This is a genomic window from Paraeggerthella hongkongensis (assembly GCF_003726035.1).
Taxonomy (GTDB): Bacteria; Actinomycetota; Coriobacteriia; order Coriobacteriales; family Eggerthellaceae; genus Paraeggerthella; species Paraeggerthella hongkongensis.
The window spans coordinates 20301-35803 of sequence record NZ_QICD01000015.1 but is presented as its reverse complement, the minus strand read 5'-3'; the positions used below and the strand labels follow the sequence as shown (position 1 = coordinate 35803).

At 59.6% G+C, this 15503-nt stretch carries 13 protein-coding genes; 9 read left to right on the top strand and 4 right to left on the bottom strand.

Going from position 1 to position 15503, the window contains the following annotated elements:
* Positions 1 to 22 precede the first annotated feature (22 nt).
* The gene (locus DMP08_RS12810; RefSeq protein WP_420541193.1) at positions 23 to 220 is read right to left on the bottom strand and encodes a helix-turn-helix domain-containing protein; all 198 of its coding nucleotides are present in this window, start codon (positions 218 to 220) and stop codon (positions 23 to 25) included.
* A 452-nt stretch (positions 221 to 672) separates the two neighbouring features.
* On the opposite strand from DMP08_RS12810, the gene DMP08_RS08165 reads away from it, so the two are divergent.
* Positions 673 to 2220: an LCP family protein gene (locus tag DMP08_RS08165; RefSeq protein WP_123192431.1), complete on the top strand. Its 1548-nt coding sequence runs from the start codon at positions 673 to 675 to the stop codon at positions 2218 to 2220.
* A gap of 96 nt (positions 2221 to 2316) precedes the next feature.
* Positions 2317 to 4176, top strand: coding sequence for a GGDEF domain-containing protein (locus tag DMP08_RS08160; protein WP_123192430.1), 1860 nt, complete (start codon positions 2317 to 2319; stop codon positions 4174 to 4176).
* Positions 4177 to 4229: 53 nt separating this feature from the next.
* Here the strand turns inward: DMP08_RS08160 and galE are convergent, their stop codons facing one another.
* Positions 4230 to 5366, bottom strand: a complete 1137-nt coding sequence (galE, locus tag DMP08_RS08155) for a UDP-glucose 4-epimerase GalE (RefSeq protein WP_123192429.1) — start codon at positions 5364 to 5366, stop codon at positions 4230 to 4232.
* A gap of 470 nt (positions 5367 to 5836) precedes the next feature.
* Here galE and DMP08_RS08150 point away from each other — a divergent pair, with 470 nt between their 5' ends.
* The 3 genes from DMP08_RS08150 (at position 5837) to DMP08_RS08140 (ending at position 9360) form a co-directional block, all read left to right on the top strand.
* The gene (locus DMP08_RS08150; RefSeq protein ID WP_123192428.1) at positions 5837 to 6418 is read left to right on the top strand and encodes a type IV toxin-antitoxin system AbiEi family antitoxin domain-containing protein; all 582 of its coding nucleotides are present in this window, start codon (positions 5837 to 5839) and stop codon (positions 6416 to 6418) included.
* Positions 6415 to 7272 carry a nucleotidyl transferase AbiEii/AbiGii toxin family protein gene (locus DMP08_RS08145; protein WP_123192427.1) on the top strand — a complete coding sequence of 286 codons (858 nt, stop codon included), beginning with the start codon at positions 6415 to 6417 and terminating at the stop codon, positions 7270 to 7272. Before DMP08_RS08150 ends, DMP08_RS08145 begins: the two co-directional genes overlap by 4 nt.
* Positions 7273 to 7602: 330 nt before the next feature.
* A complete protein-coding gene (locus DMP08_RS08140; RefSeq protein ID WP_123192426.1) occupies positions 7603 to 9360 on the top strand; it encodes an FAD-binding protein in 1758 nt (585 codons plus the stop codon).
* A gap of 90 nt (positions 9361 to 9450) precedes the next feature.
* On the opposite strand, the gene DMP08_RS08135 is transcribed toward DMP08_RS08140, so the two are convergent.
* Complete coding sequence (locus DMP08_RS08135) at positions 9451 to 10908, bottom strand: response regulator transcription factor (RefSeq protein WP_161555447.1); 1458 nt, start codon at positions 10906 to 10908, stop codon at positions 9451 to 9453.
* Positions 10909 to 11525: 617 nt separating this feature from the next.
* Between DMP08_RS08135 and DMP08_RS08130 the strand changes: the two genes are divergently transcribed.
* Complete coding sequence (locus DMP08_RS08130) at positions 11526 to 12938, top strand: phosphohexomutase domain-containing protein (protein WP_123192424.1); 1413 nt, start codon at positions 11526 to 11528, stop codon at positions 12936 to 12938.
* A gap of 144 nt (positions 12939 to 13082) precedes the next feature.
* Here the strand turns inward: DMP08_RS08130 and DMP08_RS08125 are convergent, their stop codons facing one another.
* A complete protein-coding gene (locus tag DMP08_RS08125; protein WP_123192423.1) occupies positions 13083 to 13550 on the bottom strand; it encodes a hypothetical protein in 468 nt (155 codons plus the stop codon).
* 115 nt (positions 13551 to 13665) lie between these two features.
* Here DMP08_RS08125 and DMP08_RS08120 point away from each other — a divergent pair, with 115 nt between their 5' ends.
* From DMP08_RS08120 to hypE, 3 genes are read left to right on the top strand one after another with little or no spacing between them, the layout of a single operon-like run.
* Complete coding sequence (locus DMP08_RS08120) at positions 13666 to 13920, top strand: dynein gamma chain protein (RefSeq protein WP_123192422.1); 255 nt, start codon at positions 13666 to 13668, stop codon at positions 13918 to 13920.
* 11 nt (positions 13921 to 13931) lie between these two features.
* Positions 13932 to 14354 carry a nickel-responsive transcriptional regulator NikR gene (gene nikR, locus DMP08_RS08115; protein WP_114566630.1) on the top strand — a complete coding sequence of 141 codons (423 nt, stop codon included), beginning with the start codon at positions 13932 to 13934 and terminating at the stop codon, positions 14352 to 14354.
* 8 nt (positions 14355 to 14362) lie between these two features.
* Complete coding sequence (hypE, locus tag DMP08_RS08110) at positions 14363 to 15385, top strand: hydrogenase expression/formation protein HypE (RefSeq protein ID WP_123192421.1); 1023 nt, start codon at positions 14363 to 14365, stop codon at positions 15383 to 15385.
* The last annotated feature ends 118 nt before the right edge of the window (positions 15386 to 15503 follow it).

Here is a 15503-nt window from a genome sequence, read left to right as displayed (position 1 = left end):
TCCCCGGGCGCCCTCTTGGCGTTTAGCGAAGGCGCGCGTGATCCGAATCGCTGCGCAAGCCCATGGGCGAACGCTTTTTCCCATCGGCTGGCTTTTGCGTGGTGAGCAGTTCTTCGGGGGTTGTTTCGAGCGCGTCGGCTATCTTTACAATGACAGAGAGCCGAGGATCGGCAAGTCCGTTTTCTATCTTGTTGAGAAACGGGCGTCCTATGCCCAGCATGAGGGAGAACGTGTGCTTGTTTATCTTGGCTTCAAGGCGCAGGCGCTTGACGTTTTCGGCCAGAACGTACGAAAGCCTCTCTTCGTCAAACTCCTGATGAAAAGGGTTATTATGTTCCAGGCCTGAGTCCATGAAGATCAGGCTACTGCCAGCCAAAGGAAACGACGTAACCGCCGGAATACGTTTCTGCACTAATTCGGAAAATGTGCGCTTTGTACCCAGCGCATGCCTATTTTATGGTCGCAATCGATCGATGCTACAATATATGCCATACGCGTCGAATCTGCGGATGCTGGTGTGGACGGTTTGCGAATCGTTTGGGCATCAGAGGGATTCGGGTAGGTTTTGAAGACTGAGGCTCTGGCAGCCGATGCCTTTCGCCGACGGGGAGACGGTGCATGGCTCGTTCTGTACCGCGCTCCGTTCGCGCGAAGGGCCGTTGAGGAGAATATATGGCGCCAAAAAACTCTCGCACCAGCCGTCCCGCGGCCCGTTCGTCTCGCGCTCCCCAATCGGCGCGCGCCGTTCGTTCGGCGAAGGCTGCGCAATCGGGACGGATTGCTTCTCGGGCTCAAGCGGGCTCGTTTTCCCAAGGCGGTGCGGGCGAGCCCTCTTCGTACGCTGGCTATCGATCGGCTTACACGCCGGGCAGCCAAGGATCAGGCGCGAACGGTGCTTACAGCCGACAAACTGCGGTAAGCCAGTACTCTCGCAACAACGCGTCTTATTCGACTGCATCTTCTCGCAGGTCGAATCGTGGCAAGAAGATTGCGGTTGGCGTGCTTGCGGCGTTGTTGGTGGCTGTTGTGGGCGGAGGAACGGCGTTTGCTTTCTGGATGGACGGCGTCAACAGGCAGCTTAACCAGGGCAGCAAGTCCGAATCCGAGCTGAGCGCCATCAGCGATGCGTTGAAGCCGGTCTCCAATCCGGCGTTTACCGAGCCGTTCTACATGATGCTCATCGGTTCAGATCGTCTGGATGACGACCCCGATGCTGGCGCGCGTTCCGATACCAACATCGTGGTGCGTATCGATCCCGGCAAAAACCAAGCGACCATGGTGTCCATTCCTCGCGACACGAAAATCGAAATCGACGGATACGGCACGAACAAGTTCAACGCCGCGTATAACTACAGCGGTGCGGCTGGAGCCATCAAAGAGGCCAGCCAGTTGCTGAACGTGGATATCTCGCATTATGCCGAAGTGAACTTCGAAGAGTTGAAGGGCCTTGTGGATGCCGTTGGCGGCGTGGATATCGTCGTGGACGAGCGCGTTGACGACCCCGATGCCGACGGCACGTCGGCTCATCCCGAATGGCCGCGCGTCATCATCGAAGAGGGCGAGCAGCACCTTGACGGCAACCAGGCGCTCGTGTTCGCTCGCAGCCGCGCGTACGTCGATGGCGACTTCACGCGCACGGCCAACCAGCGCAAGCTGATTATGGCGATCGTCAATAAGGTGCTCGCTTTGCCCGTTACGGAGCTTCCTGGCGTTATTCAAAGCGCCGCGCAAAGCGTGACCACGGACTTGTCCGTGAACGACATCATTTCGCTGGCTCAGCAGTTCCGTGACGATGGCGAGCTGACCATCTACTCGGCCATGCTGCCTTCGTACACCCAGTACATCAACGAGATCTCCTACGTCATCAACGATGAAGCGAAGACGAAGGAAATGATGAAGGTCGTCAACGAAGGCGGCGACCCCAGTGGGATTACGTCTGCTGGCGGTCCCTCCGTTTCGTCGAGCACGTCCAATTCGGGCGGCAGCTCAGGATACGCGGGCAACTCCGGCTATTACAGCGGGGGCGCTTCGGGGTACGTGAGCACTCAGAGCACGACGGGCGGCGTTTCTAATGTTGCCCCGCCTGCGACCGACGGAAGCGGCGGCGGTGCGGCGCCCTCGGGCTCTGCCGGCAACGCGGGCGGGTCTGGTGCGACCGGCGGCGGTGCGGCGGGTGGTTCCGCTCCCGCTGGAGACGGAGCGCTGGGCGCGGCCGCCTAGCGCGGTTGCCCTTTGCATTCGAGGGCTGTCTTTTCGGCGCGGTGGTATAATTACGTCGATTTCGAATTGCCGCGACAACCACGAAATGCCGCCGCCATGAAAAGACGTTGGAAATACGAGGGATTCACGGGGCTCTCTGCAGGGTGGGGCTCCCCGTATTTCGCGCGCATGGTGCTTTCCCTGATTGTGGCGACGGTCGTCATCGGGGTTGTGGTTTACGGGGTGTTCGATTCGTTTTCGCGGTTCTTGAACGATGAATTCGTCGTCATGACGACCGAGAGCATGAGCGACTACACGCTTGCCCAAAAGGTGGAAGTCGAATCTTCGATACATGAGACGCATGCGGTTCTTTCCGCTATGCGCGCCCTTGCGGAGTCGGACGACATCGATCCGCAAGGAGAGAAGTATGCGAAATACCTGCAGACCTGGAACGACAAAGGCCTGTTCAGAGTTGTTTATTCTTCCGTGGACGAGCTGAAGGCGGGTTCGTTCAGCGCCAGCGATCAAAAAGACGAGGACGCCGTCATCTTGGAGCGTTTGGAGGCCGGTCAATCGGTGGTTTCGGATGTCCGCTTCTCCAGTCGTTACGACGGCTATTACTACAGCGTGGCCGAGCCGGTGACAAGGGACGGCCGCGTGGTGGGCGTGCTCAGGAGCATTATCGAGGCGGATACGCTGTTGCAGACCAGCCAGGAGGATTCCCAGGTTACCCTTATAGCGTCGCTTTTGGTGAAAAGCGACGGGACCGTGGTTCCCGTGCGAAGCGCCACAGGGGGGCTGGAGGGTGCCAACCTGTTCGATTTGCTGGGAGAGCGAGGGTGCGCTCCGGAGGTCGTGGCCCAGGCTCGCGCGGATATGGAAAACGACACCGTGGTCACGACCACGGTGATCAGCCCTCCCGGCTTTGTCACGACGTTTTTCACGGTTGCGCCGCTGGGATTCAATGATTGGAACATCGTCAACTTCACCGAGGAAAGCGATCTTGCCCAGCATGCCGAGAACATCTTGAAGGGAACCGTGAGAACCGGTGGATACCTGGTTGCCGTGAGCGCCATCGCCTGCTTGATTGTGGTCCTGGTGGTGAATGGCATTCGCCGTCGTGCTCGGCGCGATGCCGAGCGCTATGCCGTGCTGGCCGAGTTTTCCGACACGGTGCTGCTGGAGTACTCCTACGCGTCCGATCTGCTTGAATTGACGCCGAACGCGAGGGACGTGTTTCAACTTGACGAGCTGTCTGCGCATCATTATCTGGAGCGCGGGCAGTCCTTGATCGATGTCCATGAAGGCGATTACGGACTGCTGGTTGAAGCGCTTGAGCATCCTTGCCCGAACGAGGCCAGAACCGTGGCGTGTCGCGTTCGGTCGGTGTCGAAGGAGTACCGGTGGTTCTCGTTCACGTTCCGATATTTGTACGAAGGGTCGCAGCCGTACCGGGCCGTTGTGAAGATCGTCGATATCGACGATCAGCGCAAGAAGGAGGAGCGGTTGGAGCGCCGCTTGCGCATTGACGGGCTGACCGGCATTTTGAACAAGGTGGCCGTGCGCGACGAAGTCGAGGCGGCGTTGCGTTCCGGCAAGCCGGGGGCTTTGTTCGTGATCGATGTCGATGATTTCAAGCAGGTGAACGATTCGTACGGTCATTCGGTGGGGGATCGCGCTCTTTCGACGGTGGCGCGGATTCTTTCGGACGTGTTCGGTTCTCGGGGATTCGTCGGCCGTGTGGGCGGCGATGAGTTCGTGGCGTTCGTTCCGTTGCTCAAGGGTTCGTCCGATGCGCGGGATCTGCAGGCTTCGTTGGAGTTGCGCGCCCTTGCCGCTTCTGCGGAAATGGGCTTTGATCTGGGGATGAGCGTCGGCGCGGCGTTCTTCCCTGCGGATGGGGAGTCCTATCAGGAGTTGTTCGATGCTGCGGACAACGCAATGTACGAAGACAAGCGGGACAAGGGATCCCTGTAAATGAGAAGGGGCCGCGCGGCCCCTTCTTCATGGTTCTTTGCCGGTGGAAGACGCTATGCGGTGGCGTATCCGTCGGGATTCGTGGACTGCCAACGCCAGCTGTCAGCGCACATGCGGTCCAGATCGTATTCGGCTACCCAGCCCAGTTCGTCGCGCGCCTTGTCGCAGGCTGCGTAGTTCACGGCCACGTCGCCGGCGCGGCGCGGCTTGATCTCGTAGGGAAGCTCCTTGCCGCAAGCGCGCTCGAATGCGTGCACGACGTCGAGCACGCTCGAGCCGGTGCCGGTGCCCAGGTTGAAGATGCCCACGCCGCGGCGCGTTCCGTCTTCTGCCGGCTGCCCGGCCAAGGTGCCGGCGGTGGTCGCCTCGCCCGTGCCTGCCTTGCCTCCCATCCAGTCGAGCGCCGCCACATGCCCGCGCGCCAGATCGACCACGTGAATGTAATCGCGCACGCCCGTACCGTCGTGGGTGGGGTAGTCGTCTCCGAACACGCCTACGCGCTCCAGCTTTCCGACGGCAACTTGCGCAACGTACGGCAACAAGTTGTTCGGGATGCCCTTCGGGTCCTCGCCGATCAGGCCGCTTTCGTGCGCGCCGATGGGGTTGAAGTAGCGAAGCAGCACGACGTTCCATTCGTTGTCGCCTACGTACAGGTCGGTCAATACCTGCTCGAGCATGCTCTTCGTCCACCCATAGGGGTTCGTGGCGTCGTGCTTCGGGCAGTCCTCGGTGATGGGGATGAATTCCGGCTCGCCGTACACGGTGGCGCTTGAAGAGAACACGATGTTCTTCACGCCGTGGTCGCGTGCGACTTCGCACAGGGCCAACGTGCCCGCGAAGTTGTTCCAGTAGTATTCGAGCGGCTTTTGCACGCTCTCGCCTACGGCCTTGAATCCGGCAAAGTGGATGATGGCGTCTATCTCGTTTTCCTCGAAGATGGCGGCCAAGGCGCTGCGATCCAGGATGTTCGCTTCGTAGAATTTCAAGCGAGCGTCGTCGGCGGCAAGTCCGGTGATGTTGCGCACGCGGTCGACCGCGACGGCGCTCGAATTGCTCAAGTCGTCAACGATGACCACGCGGTATCCTTGATTCAGCAGCTCCACGCACGTATGGCTGCCGATGAACCCGGCGCCGCCCGTCACAAGCACGCAGGTTTCGGCGTGGCTTTTGGCAAGGTTCCTGTTTGCCATGGCTGTCTCCTCTCCCGTGGATGAGCGAGCGCGCATCCGTTCAGTTCGGCTTTCGCGCGAGGCGTTGCTTTCTCGCACGTTTATAGTACCAGCTTGCGGGCGTGTTTTTCTTCGAACCCGTCAAAGTAACATGCGCTTGTTTTGCCGCCGTGCTTGTTGCGGAATTACCGGTATCGGTTACGCGGCGAGCTCTTCCTGAGAGAGCTCTTCCTGAGAGAGCTCTTTTTGCTTTCCGGAGAGCCTTGGTATTCTCGCTTAACATGAGGCGGCCTCCTTTCTGTCGTTCGCCGCCCTTTTGTAAGCTGAAAGCTCCGTTGCCGGAAGCAACGCAGGTTAACATTGCGCCATGTCGCCGAATGTTGCGGGGTTCTTCTTTGCAAGATGCGTCGTCCCAGTATGCTGAGTTGTACTATTGTGCTTAATATGTAATAATATTCAGCGTAAAAGTACGGCTTGGAAGGAGCGCGGCGATGGTATTGGTCGAGATTGCGAAGAGCCAGAACGGCTACGTGTCCGCCTCGCAGGCGACGGCTGCCGGCATCCCCAGGAGGAAGCTTACGGAGGCTGTCGGCAAGGGCGTTCTCGTGCAAGTCGGGCGTGGTCTCTACGCCCTCCCTGAGGTCTGGGAGGACCCCTACCTCGTCGCTCAACATCGGTTCGCTCGCGGCGTCTTCTCCGATGACACGGCACTGTTCCTGCACGGCATGACCGACCGCGCTCCCTTCTCCCTTACCATGACGTTTCCGAGAGGCTACAATGCCACGCTCGCTAGGGAGGCAGGGATAGTCTGCCGCACCTGCGCCGACGAGGTGCTCGAACTCGGACTCACGGAGCTCGCCACCCAGCACGGCAACGCCGTCAAGGCCTACGACCTGGAGAGGACTCTTTGCGACCTGGTCAGAGGCCAGGGCATCGTGGACTCGCAAGTCGTCGCCCCGGCGATGCGGGCTTATGCGAGAAGCCCCAAGCGAGACGTTGTAAAGCTTGTCGGGTACGCCCGCAAGCTCGGTGTCGAAAGAAAGATCCGCACGTACCTGGAGGTGCTGCTGTGAGGACGAAAAACGCAATGCAGCTCAAGGCCCGCGTGAACAGCATGGCCGAGGAGGCGGGCATTCCCGCCCAGGCGCTCATGCAGAGTTACCTTCTGGAAAGGCTGCTCGAGCGCCTCTCGAGATCGGCATGGAGGGACAACGTCGTCATCAAGGGCGGCGTGCTCATCTCGTCCCTCGTTGGCGTCAGCTCCAGGACCACCATGGACCTGGACACGACGGTCAGGGGATTCGTCCTCACCCACGAGTCCGCGGAGAGGGCATTCCGCGAGATCGCGGCGGTCCGGGCGGACGATGACTGGGAGTTCGGGTTCGACAGGACCGAGGACATCCGCGAGGCCGACGACTATCCGGGCATCCGCGTGCACCTCAGGGCAAACTACGCGCCCATGTCCGTTCCTCTGACGGTTGACGTCACCACAGGGGACAGGATCACGCCGGACGCAGTGGAGTACAGCTATCCGCTGCTGTTCGGGGAGGGCGAGATCAGCCTGATGGCATATCCGATCGAAACCGTGCTTGCAGAGAAGTTCGAGACCGTGGTCTCCCGCGGCGTCGCCAACACCCGCCCGCGCGACTTCTACGACATCTACGTTCTGCTGGGTGTCAAGGGCGATGATGTCGACATGGGGACGTTAAGGGATGCTCTGGCGTCGACCTGCGAGAAAAGGGGCAGCCAGGCCGCTATCGTCCGCTGGGTCGAGGTGCTCGACGACGTCGTCGGCGACGCGGCCATGCTGGCGCAGTGGGCGAAGTACGTGAGGAAGAACCCATACGCTGAAGGAATATGCCTCCGGGAGTGTTGCGAGACGGCGAAGAGAGTGCTCGCTGTGCTCTACGCCAACCCCCGAGACTAAAAGCATGCGAGATGGTATCCGCATCGACATTCGCGGAAAGGCCAACATGGGAACAACCGGGCGCTTTTGTGCCAGCCGAGGAAACGAGGGCTTCTCTTCATGTCAGCGGAGAAGGCGTCACCCCCTTCGTTCTTCCTAGCTAATGCTCCCCGTTTTGCTTGTTTTCTTGCGGTTGCGCCTATCCCCCGAAACGGGCCAATCGTGCGTTTCCCCAGGTGCCCCCTCAACGGGGGATGCAGAGTGCTGCGCCGTCGGGATAGGGTGTGAGTCATTGCGAGGAAGGGGAGCGCCGGAGGGAGGCGCGATTCTCGCACGGAAGGGAGTGACAGCATGGAGCTCGATCGCAGAAACTTTCTGAAGGGAGCGGCGGTTACGGCTGTTGGAGCCGTAGGTGCGGCTACGTTGGCGGCGTGCTCGCCAGCGAGCAAAGCCGACAAGGATGCGGAAGCTGCCAATGCCGGCGCACCGGAGGGCGAGTCGTACAATACCGCTGCTACGGCGCAGCGTAAGTGGGCCTTCGAGATCCCGCCTGCGCCCATCGCCGATGCAGACATCAAAGAGACCATCGAGGCTGATCTTGTGGTGGTGGGCTGCGGCACCGCTGGTCTCATGACTGCCAACAGCGCTGCCGAAGCAGGCGTGGATACCATTATCGTATCTGCTTCGACGAAGCCCACGTGCCGCGGCGGCTCGAACAACGCTGTGTACTGTAAGGCTTTCGAAGAGCAGGGCTATCCGCGTGTTCCCATCGAGCAGTACGAGAAGGAGATCTTCTGTCAGACGCACAAGGTGGACCAACGCAAGTGGTATCAGCACTATAACCACTCCGAAGAAGCCATGAACTGGACCATTGATCTTATGGAAAAGGCTGGTTACGGCATCACCATCGAAATCGGCACGCCAGACGACGAAGATAGTTTGTACCTGCAGCGCACGGCTGCCGTCGGTTGGGATCTCAACGGTCAGGCCCCTCCCGAGGAAGGTCTCGAAATCGTTACCGGCAAGATGCAGCCGTTGCTGGTGTGGGAGCTTGCTCGTCATCTGGAAGAAGATCTCAAGGGCAAGATTTATTACAAGAACGTTGCCGAGCAGCTTATCCGCGAGAATGACAATACGGGTCGTGTGACTGCCGTCATTTGCAAGCGTGAAGACGGCACGTACGCGAAGTACGTGGGCAAGAAGGCTATCGTGCTGGCTACGGGCGACTTCTCGGGAGACCGCGACATGATGCGTCGTTACTGCCCTGAGACTGTCGACTACGTGAGCGATGACGTGTACGACAAGGACCCCGATTGGGACCAGGGTTTCAAATACGGCGGTATTTACAAGGGTCAGGGCCAGAAAATGGGCCTATGGGTAGGTGCTTCGTGGCAGAAGAGCTTCCCGAACTGCACCATGGGCGCGTATTGGGGTCCGGGTCCGCGCAACCTGTACACGAACCATTTGGGCTTGCTGGTGGACCGCGACGGTCAGCGCTTCATGAACGAGAATTGCATTGGGCCGCTGGCAAGTCAGCATATCATGATGCTTCCCGAAAAGAAGGCGTACGCCATTTGGGATGCCGGCTACGCGAAGCATGAGGCCGTGTCGGGCGACTGGACGAACGACTCTATGATGACCGGCGACGAGGCTGTTGCTGCAGCGGTTGCTTCCTGGGACAAAGCTGCCACAGGCGCAAACAAGAACTACGTTAAGGGCGACACTATCGAAGAGGTTGTGGAGAAGCTTGGCCTGCCGAAAGAGGCGGTCGATACGGTCAAGCGGTACAACGAGCTGGCTGCAAAGGGCTCTGACGACGACTTCTACAAGGATGCGAAGCATCTCCATCCTATCGCAGAAGGCCCCTTCTATGGCGAGATGACCGACAACTTCGGATTTCTTACCGTCATGGGCGGCCTTAACACGAACGTGAACATGCAAGTGTGCGATGCCGACGATCATCCCATTCCTGGTTTGTACAACGTGGGCACTATGGTAGGCGACATGTTCTCCGGTACGTACACGTTCATGATCGAGGGTGCGAACTACGGCATGACCTGCGTGACGTTCGGCTATCTCACCGGCAAGTACATCGCCGATAACGAGTAGCGCTCGGTCTTTCCGACGATCCTTTCGCTGCCTGCGTCCCACCCTCCCGGGACGCAGGCTTTTCTGTTTCGATGTTCGTTTTACGATGGGTTATTGCTCGAGCGAGGTGGCGCGTTGGGTGGCGAGCTCGATGAGCTCTTGCTTGGAATGTACGAGCAACTTCTGATAGATGCGGCCCGTGTGCGTTTTCACCGTTTCTTCGGCCATGCTCAGTTCGCGCGCGATGGCTTTGCGGCTGTATCCTTTCACGATAAGGTCGAACACCTCGATCTCGCGTTTTGACAGGCGATGTTCGGTGGCGATGAGTTGGCTTGCGATAGCCAGGTTGCTGGTCTTGCTATCCTCGGTTCCGCTTTCGCCTGGGCTTACGGCACCCCAGCCTGTGCGGATGTTGCGGCTGCTCGTCATGAACAGTGCGGCAAGCAGCAGGACGAACGCCACGAATACCGCCAGTAGGCTCCAGTCGGTGATGAGCACATCCAGCAGGCTGCCGACGAATTGGCCGGCCAGCAGGCATGCCGTAGCGGATCCGATGATCCAAACGGGCGGCTGCCCCAGGCCTTTCGTCAGATAGGCACACAACGAGCATGACATAAGGTACTGAAAACAGTAGCCGGCGTCTAGCGATAGCGCGCCGAGTAGCAGGGCGGGCTCGAACGTTCCTACGATGAAAAAGCCTGTTGCCATGAGGGGAAACCCGATGCGATAAATCAATACATCGAAGTTGTTCTTTACGGCGATGGCGCAAAAGAACAGGAGCGCTACGGCGGCGAAGTACCCCATGCTTACCACGAGCGACGAACTGCCGAAGTTGTTGATCAACAGGCTGTGCATGACGCCTAGCGCGAGACCTTGAAAAGCTGACGTCACAAGGAATTTGGCAGGAGGGCGCACCTTGACCTGCATGCCTTGGCCGTACAGCTCGCGGTGCGGAAACTGCGCGATGCTTTTCCAGATGCACGCCACCATGGGCAGCGGCGTGAGTACGAGCGCCACTTGGCCTACCTGGCTCGGGAACAGCGACAGCGCGAGCGCTCCCACTGTGCCGATGAACAGTGCCGCAATGCCGTTGAACAGCACGTGCAGTGGGCCGATGCAGGCGAAGACCCGACCTGTTTCCAGATTGACGTTCGCCGTGCCGCATCCGATAAGGATGGACGCGGTCAAGTAGGTAACTACCGCCAGGTCGCGATGATCGTCTATGAGCGCTGGGTACGTGCAATACAGCATGGCCCCCAGCATCAGTACGGCGCACAGAGCGTACGGAAACCAGCGGGCTTCGCTGAATCGGTTGGCGCGTCGGTATCCCAGGCACCATACGAGATACGTAATCACGCTCGCCATTAGCAATACGGTGCCTTTTGGCAGAGGGAAGCTATCGGCGAGCGGTGAAGGGTCAAGGAACAGGTAAGGGCTTTGGAACAGCAAGACCGTTTGCATCCAATAAAGACCGAAGCCGATGGAGAGAAGCGGATGTTTCGCGATGCTTTCCTTGAACTGGCGAGCATAGCGCCGCTGGTCATCGATGCGATTGAATGCGTTTCCCATGATCTCTCTTTCGCCCCTCATCCCCAATTGTAAAAGGATAGCAGATGATTCCTTCGCCGGAGTCCTTCCCGCAGTGAGACGTTTCGCAGATTGGGCGGATTTTGGTTTCGGACGTACGGGTTGCTTTGGCGGGGAAGGGGTGCGGCGTCTTCGGCTCGTTGGAGGGGTGGAGGTCTTCGATTTTCCCCCTCTAAACCGAGCGTTGCGTTTGCGGCTCAGAGTGAAACCAGTTTTCAAGTGCATTTCTGCGCAACTCCCCATTGCTTTATATTATCCTTGACAAAGGATAATATTGCCGTTAAAGTACTACGTGATGAAACGACCAACTTCTCCGGTTTTCCTCGTTTCACTCGTCCAAGCGCAGACCGCCTCCCCCGCGGTCTGCGCTTGCGTTTGGGGCCGGGGCGGTTGGTCGGCGAACCTTGCGCGCTGCTGCGTGTTTGCCGGGTTCGAGTGCAGGCGAACCTTCCCCGAACCCCGAAACGACACGCTTGCTCATTCGTCTCTTTTACGTTGGCTTAGTCCGATCGATGCTGATTTGTCTATAATGAACAGCAGTATGCCTTGCACGTGGCCGGGCGCTTTGCGCTTCGGCACCCATAAGGAAAGGAAGTTTCGTGGCAGACATTCACTTCGGCACCGATGGATGGCGCGCTATCATCGGCGAAGATTTCACGAGCGATAACCTGGTGCGCGTCGTGGACGCGGCCGCTCGCATGTTCAAGGAAGACGCGGTGGCGGCCGGTCGACCGGCTGACGCGCCGGGTACGTTGATCGTCGGTCATGATTGCCGTCAGGATGCGCATGCCTACGCGCAGTTGGCAGCCGAGGTTGCTGCGACGCATGGCTTCGCGGTCAAGTTGACGCAGGATTATTGCCCCACGCCCACGCTGTGCTGGTCCGTGGCGCAGGACGCCGACGCGGTGGGCGGCATCATGCTCACCAGCAGCCACAACCCGGCCGAGTACCTGGGCGTCAAGCTGCGCATGGCCGACGGCGGCGCAGCGGGCAAGGACTTCACCGATCGCGTGGAGGCGGCGTTCGCTGACGAGTCTCTTGAAGCTCGCGGAACGTATGAGACGGTGGATCTCATGACACCGTATCTGGCCACGCTGAAAGAGCGCGTTGACGTCGAGGCTATCCGCAACGCCAACTTGCGCGTGGTAGTGGACCCGCTGTATGGAGCAGGTCGCCTGTACCTGGCGAATCTGCTGCGCGATCTGGGCGTTGAGGTGTGCGAGATCAACAATGCCGAGGATCCCACGTTCGACGGGCTGCACCCCGAGCCCATTCCGCCTTGGGTTGACCGCTGCTTGGCAAAGGTTCCCGAACTGGGCTACGATGCCGGCTTTATCAACGACGGCGATGCTGATCGTATCGGCGCGGTGGACGAGCACGGTAGTTTTGTGAACCCGCATCGCATCATCACGCTGATCACGTCGCATCTGGCCGAGGACAAGGGCCTTTCGGGTCGCGTTGTGTCCACCATCACGGCGTCGGCCATGCTGGCGCGCCAGTGCAAGCGCTTGGGTCTGGAGCTGACCAGCACGCCCGTGGGCTTCAAGTGGATTTACGCCGAGATGGAGAAGGGCGACGTCATGCTGGGGGGCGAGGAATCCGGCGGCATCGGCATTCCCGGTCACGTCATGGAGCGCGACGGCCTGCTCATGGCGCTCTTGCTGTGCGAAACCATGGCGCAGCGCGGCATGAGCTTGGGCCAGCTGGTTGACGACATGTTCCAGAAAGTGGGCAAGCTGGAGTTCGAGCGCCAGGGTCTTACCATTACCGACGAGCAGATGGCGAATTTCCGCGCGAACATCGTGCCGAACTACGCACCCGAGAACGTGTGCGGCAAGAAGGTCGTCGACGTCGATCGTCGCGACGGCGTGAAGTTCTATCTGGAAGGCGATGCATGGGTGATGATGCGTCCTTCCGGCACCGAGCCGCTTGTGCGCATTTACGCCGAAGCGGAAACCGTGGACGAGGTGCGCGATCTTCTTGCTGCTGCTGCGGATGTGGTGACCGCCTAGCACGATTGCATGCAAAAGCTGATCGAGGAAGGGGAGAGCGGCTTTCGGGCCGCTTCCCCCTCTCCGATGAGACAAGGGGACGGGGTCAATGACTCATTTTCGGCCGCAGGCCAGAAAATGAGTCATTGACCCCGTCCCCTTGTCTCATCGCTCGAACGTAGGAAGTTTCTTGAGCAGTGCCCAGGCAACCTGCTTTTCCTGCCCGTCGTCGAGCATGGGCGAGAACGCCCGAAACGCCACGCATGTTCTTCCGAATATACGGTTCGCCTTTCCCGTTTCCGCAGGGCATCGATAGGCGTTGCGAAGCATCGTCAAAGCGGCTGCGTCGGTGGCTATGAGGCAAAGGGGGTCGATGCCCTCGACCAGAAGGAACAGCGCCTGCTCGTCCAACGCTGCATCGTCTGCGTCAAGCGTCGCGAACAGGCATGCGTCGCGTCCGTACCCCAGCGCTTCGGCCGACTTGTTCAGCGCGATGCGGCTGCGCTCATCGAGCGTTTGCGTGCTGATCGCGCATACCAGGCCCGAGCGCGCGCCGTCTAGATGGGACCCGAACAGCTCCCACGCTTCATCCAATGCGACTTCGTACATGTTACCGTTTGCAGATTTTTTCACACTGTCCCTTGCGGTCCATTCTGGTTCGCCGTATAACAATCATGATAGCAAGAAACGGGCAGCTGCGCCGCGCATCCTGCAAGGGGCGGTTGCCGTACGGTAAAGGAGGCTCGCTATGTGCACGAACGGTATCAACACGGGTCAGTTCGAGCAGATGATCGACCAGGTCGATGACCATATCAAGCTGGAGCGTCGCTGGGCTCACTCCCTTGGGCATATGGCGGGCGACGCCGGCTACGCGACCGTCAGCGAAAAACTACATGCGGCGCAGGCGCTGCTCGATGATGTTCGTGCGCTGCTGGACGAGGCCAAGGACGCCCTTGAAGACGATGCCGAGTCGGCGGGCGGCGTTACCGTCAGCCTGGTGTAAGCGAAGCATCCATGGGAAATGACCTCATGCGGTTCTCGGTTGCAATGCCCGAGGACTTGCTTGTTAGATTCGACCAGCTGGTAGCGCGTCGCGGCCTAGCGAAGAACCGCAGCGAGGTCGTGCGCGACTTGGTGCGGGACGCGCTGGTGGAAGACGAATGCTCCACGCCCGGTGTTGAGGTGGTGGGCACGATCACCATCGTGTTCGATCACCATGCAAGCGATTTGCAAGAGAAGCTGCACGCCATCCAGCACGAGTATTTTCAGGAAATCGTTTCCTCGATGCACGTTCATCTGGATGCGCACAATTGCCTGGAGGTCATCGTGGTGCGCGGTGAAACAGGCTTGGTGCAGGATATCGCGAACCTTATTCTGGGCACGAAGGGCGTGCAGAACGGTCGTCTGGTCGTAACTACGACCGGGCAATACATGTAGGGAGCATTATGGACACGACGGTCATGTTGGGTCACGGCAGTGGCGGTACCATGATGAAGCGCATCATAGACGAAGTTTTCTTCGCGGCGTACGCCGGGGACGAGCTGTTGCGCGGTGACGATGCAGCGGTGCTGCCAGCCCCCGCTCCAGGCGAGCGCTTGGCGTTTTCGACCGACAGCTTCGTGGTTACTCCGCATTTTTTCCCCGGTGGTGATATCGGTCGTTTGGCCGTGTGCGGCACGGTGAACGATGTGGCTACAAGTGGCGCGACGCCGCGCTATCTGAGCTGTGGATTCGTGCTGGAAGAGGGATTTCCCATCGAGGATTTGAAGCGCATTTGCGCATCGATGGCCGAATGCGCTCGCGAAGCGGGCATTGCGCTGGTCACCGGCGACACGAAGGTGGTCAACCGTGGGCATGGCGATGGGGTGTACATCAACACCTCGGGCGTGGGCACGCTGCCCGAAGGCATTGACCTGGGCGGGTCGCGGTGTCAGCCCGGCGATAAGGTGCTGGTCACGGGAACCTTGGGCGATCACGGCATCACCATCATGAGTTGTCGCGAGTCTCTTTCGTTCTCGGCTGACCTGGAAAGCGACGCCGCGCCTCTCAACCATTTGATCGCCGATGTGCTTGCGGCGGCCCCCTCCACGCGCTGCTTTCGCGACCCTACGCGCGGCGGTTTGGCGTCTACGCTGAACGAGCTTGCGGCGCAGTCGGGAACCGACATCACCATCGAAGAGGATGCCGTTCCCGTAAAGCCTGCCGTACAGGGTGCATGCGACATGTTGGGCTACGACGTGCTTCAGGTGGCGAACGAGGGCAAAATGGTGTGCGTGGTAGCTGCCGATCAGGCCGAAGCCGCCTTGGCTGCCATGCATGCGAACCGCTACGGTGCCGACGCTGCCATTATCGGAGAGGTTGCCGCTGCGCAGCCGGAGCGCGGCTCCAAGGTGTTCTTGCGCACGGCTTTCGGCGGCACGCGCATCCTCGACATGTTGGTGGGAGAACAATTGCCCAGAATTTGCTAGATATTCGAAGCCGTTCTTGTTGAAGCGGGGCTTGAAAGCGCTGTGCGGTTGTCGATGGTAAATCGACGGCACTTTTCGCGCCGCACCCTGAGAATTTCACCATTTTTTCTTGCAATCG

Coding starts and splice junctions, on each gene's coding strand:
- DMP08_RS12810 (WP_420541193.1), bottom strand. CDS start 220: ATGCTGGGCATAGGACGCCCGTTTCTCAACAAGATAGAAAACGGACTT.
- DMP08_RS08165 (WP_123192431.1), top strand. CDS start 673: ATGGCGCCAAAAAACTCTCGCACCAGCCGTCCCGCGGCCCGTTCGTCT.
- DMP08_RS08160 (WP_123192430.1), top strand. CDS start 2,317: ATGAAAAGACGTTGGAAATACGAGGGATTCACGGGGCTCTCTGCAGGG.
- galE (WP_123192429.1), bottom strand. CDS start 5,366: ATGGCAAACAGGAACCTTGCCAAAAGCCACGCCGAAACCTGCGTGCTT.
- DMP08_RS08150 (WP_123192428.1), top strand. CDS start 5,837: ATGGTATTGGTCGAGATTGCGAAGAGCCAGAACGGCTACGTGTCCGCC.
- DMP08_RS08140 (WP_123192426.1), top strand. CDS start 7,603: ATGGAGCTCGATCGCAGAAACTTTCTGAAGGGAGCGGCGGTTACGGCT.
- DMP08_RS08135 (WP_161555447.1), bottom strand. CDS start 10,908: ATGGGAAACGCATTCAATCGCATCGATGACCAGCGGCGCTATGCTCGC.
- DMP08_RS08120 (WP_123192422.1), top strand. CDS start 13,666: ATGTGCACGAACGGTATCAACACGGGTCAGTTCGAGCAGATGATCGAC.
- nikR (WP_114566630.1), top strand. CDS start 13,932: ATGGGAAATGACCTCATGCGGTTCTCGGTTGCAATGCCCGAGGACTTG.
- hypE (WP_123192421.1), top strand. CDS start 14,363: ATGGACACGACGGTCATGTTGGGTCACGGCAGTGGCGGTACCATGATG.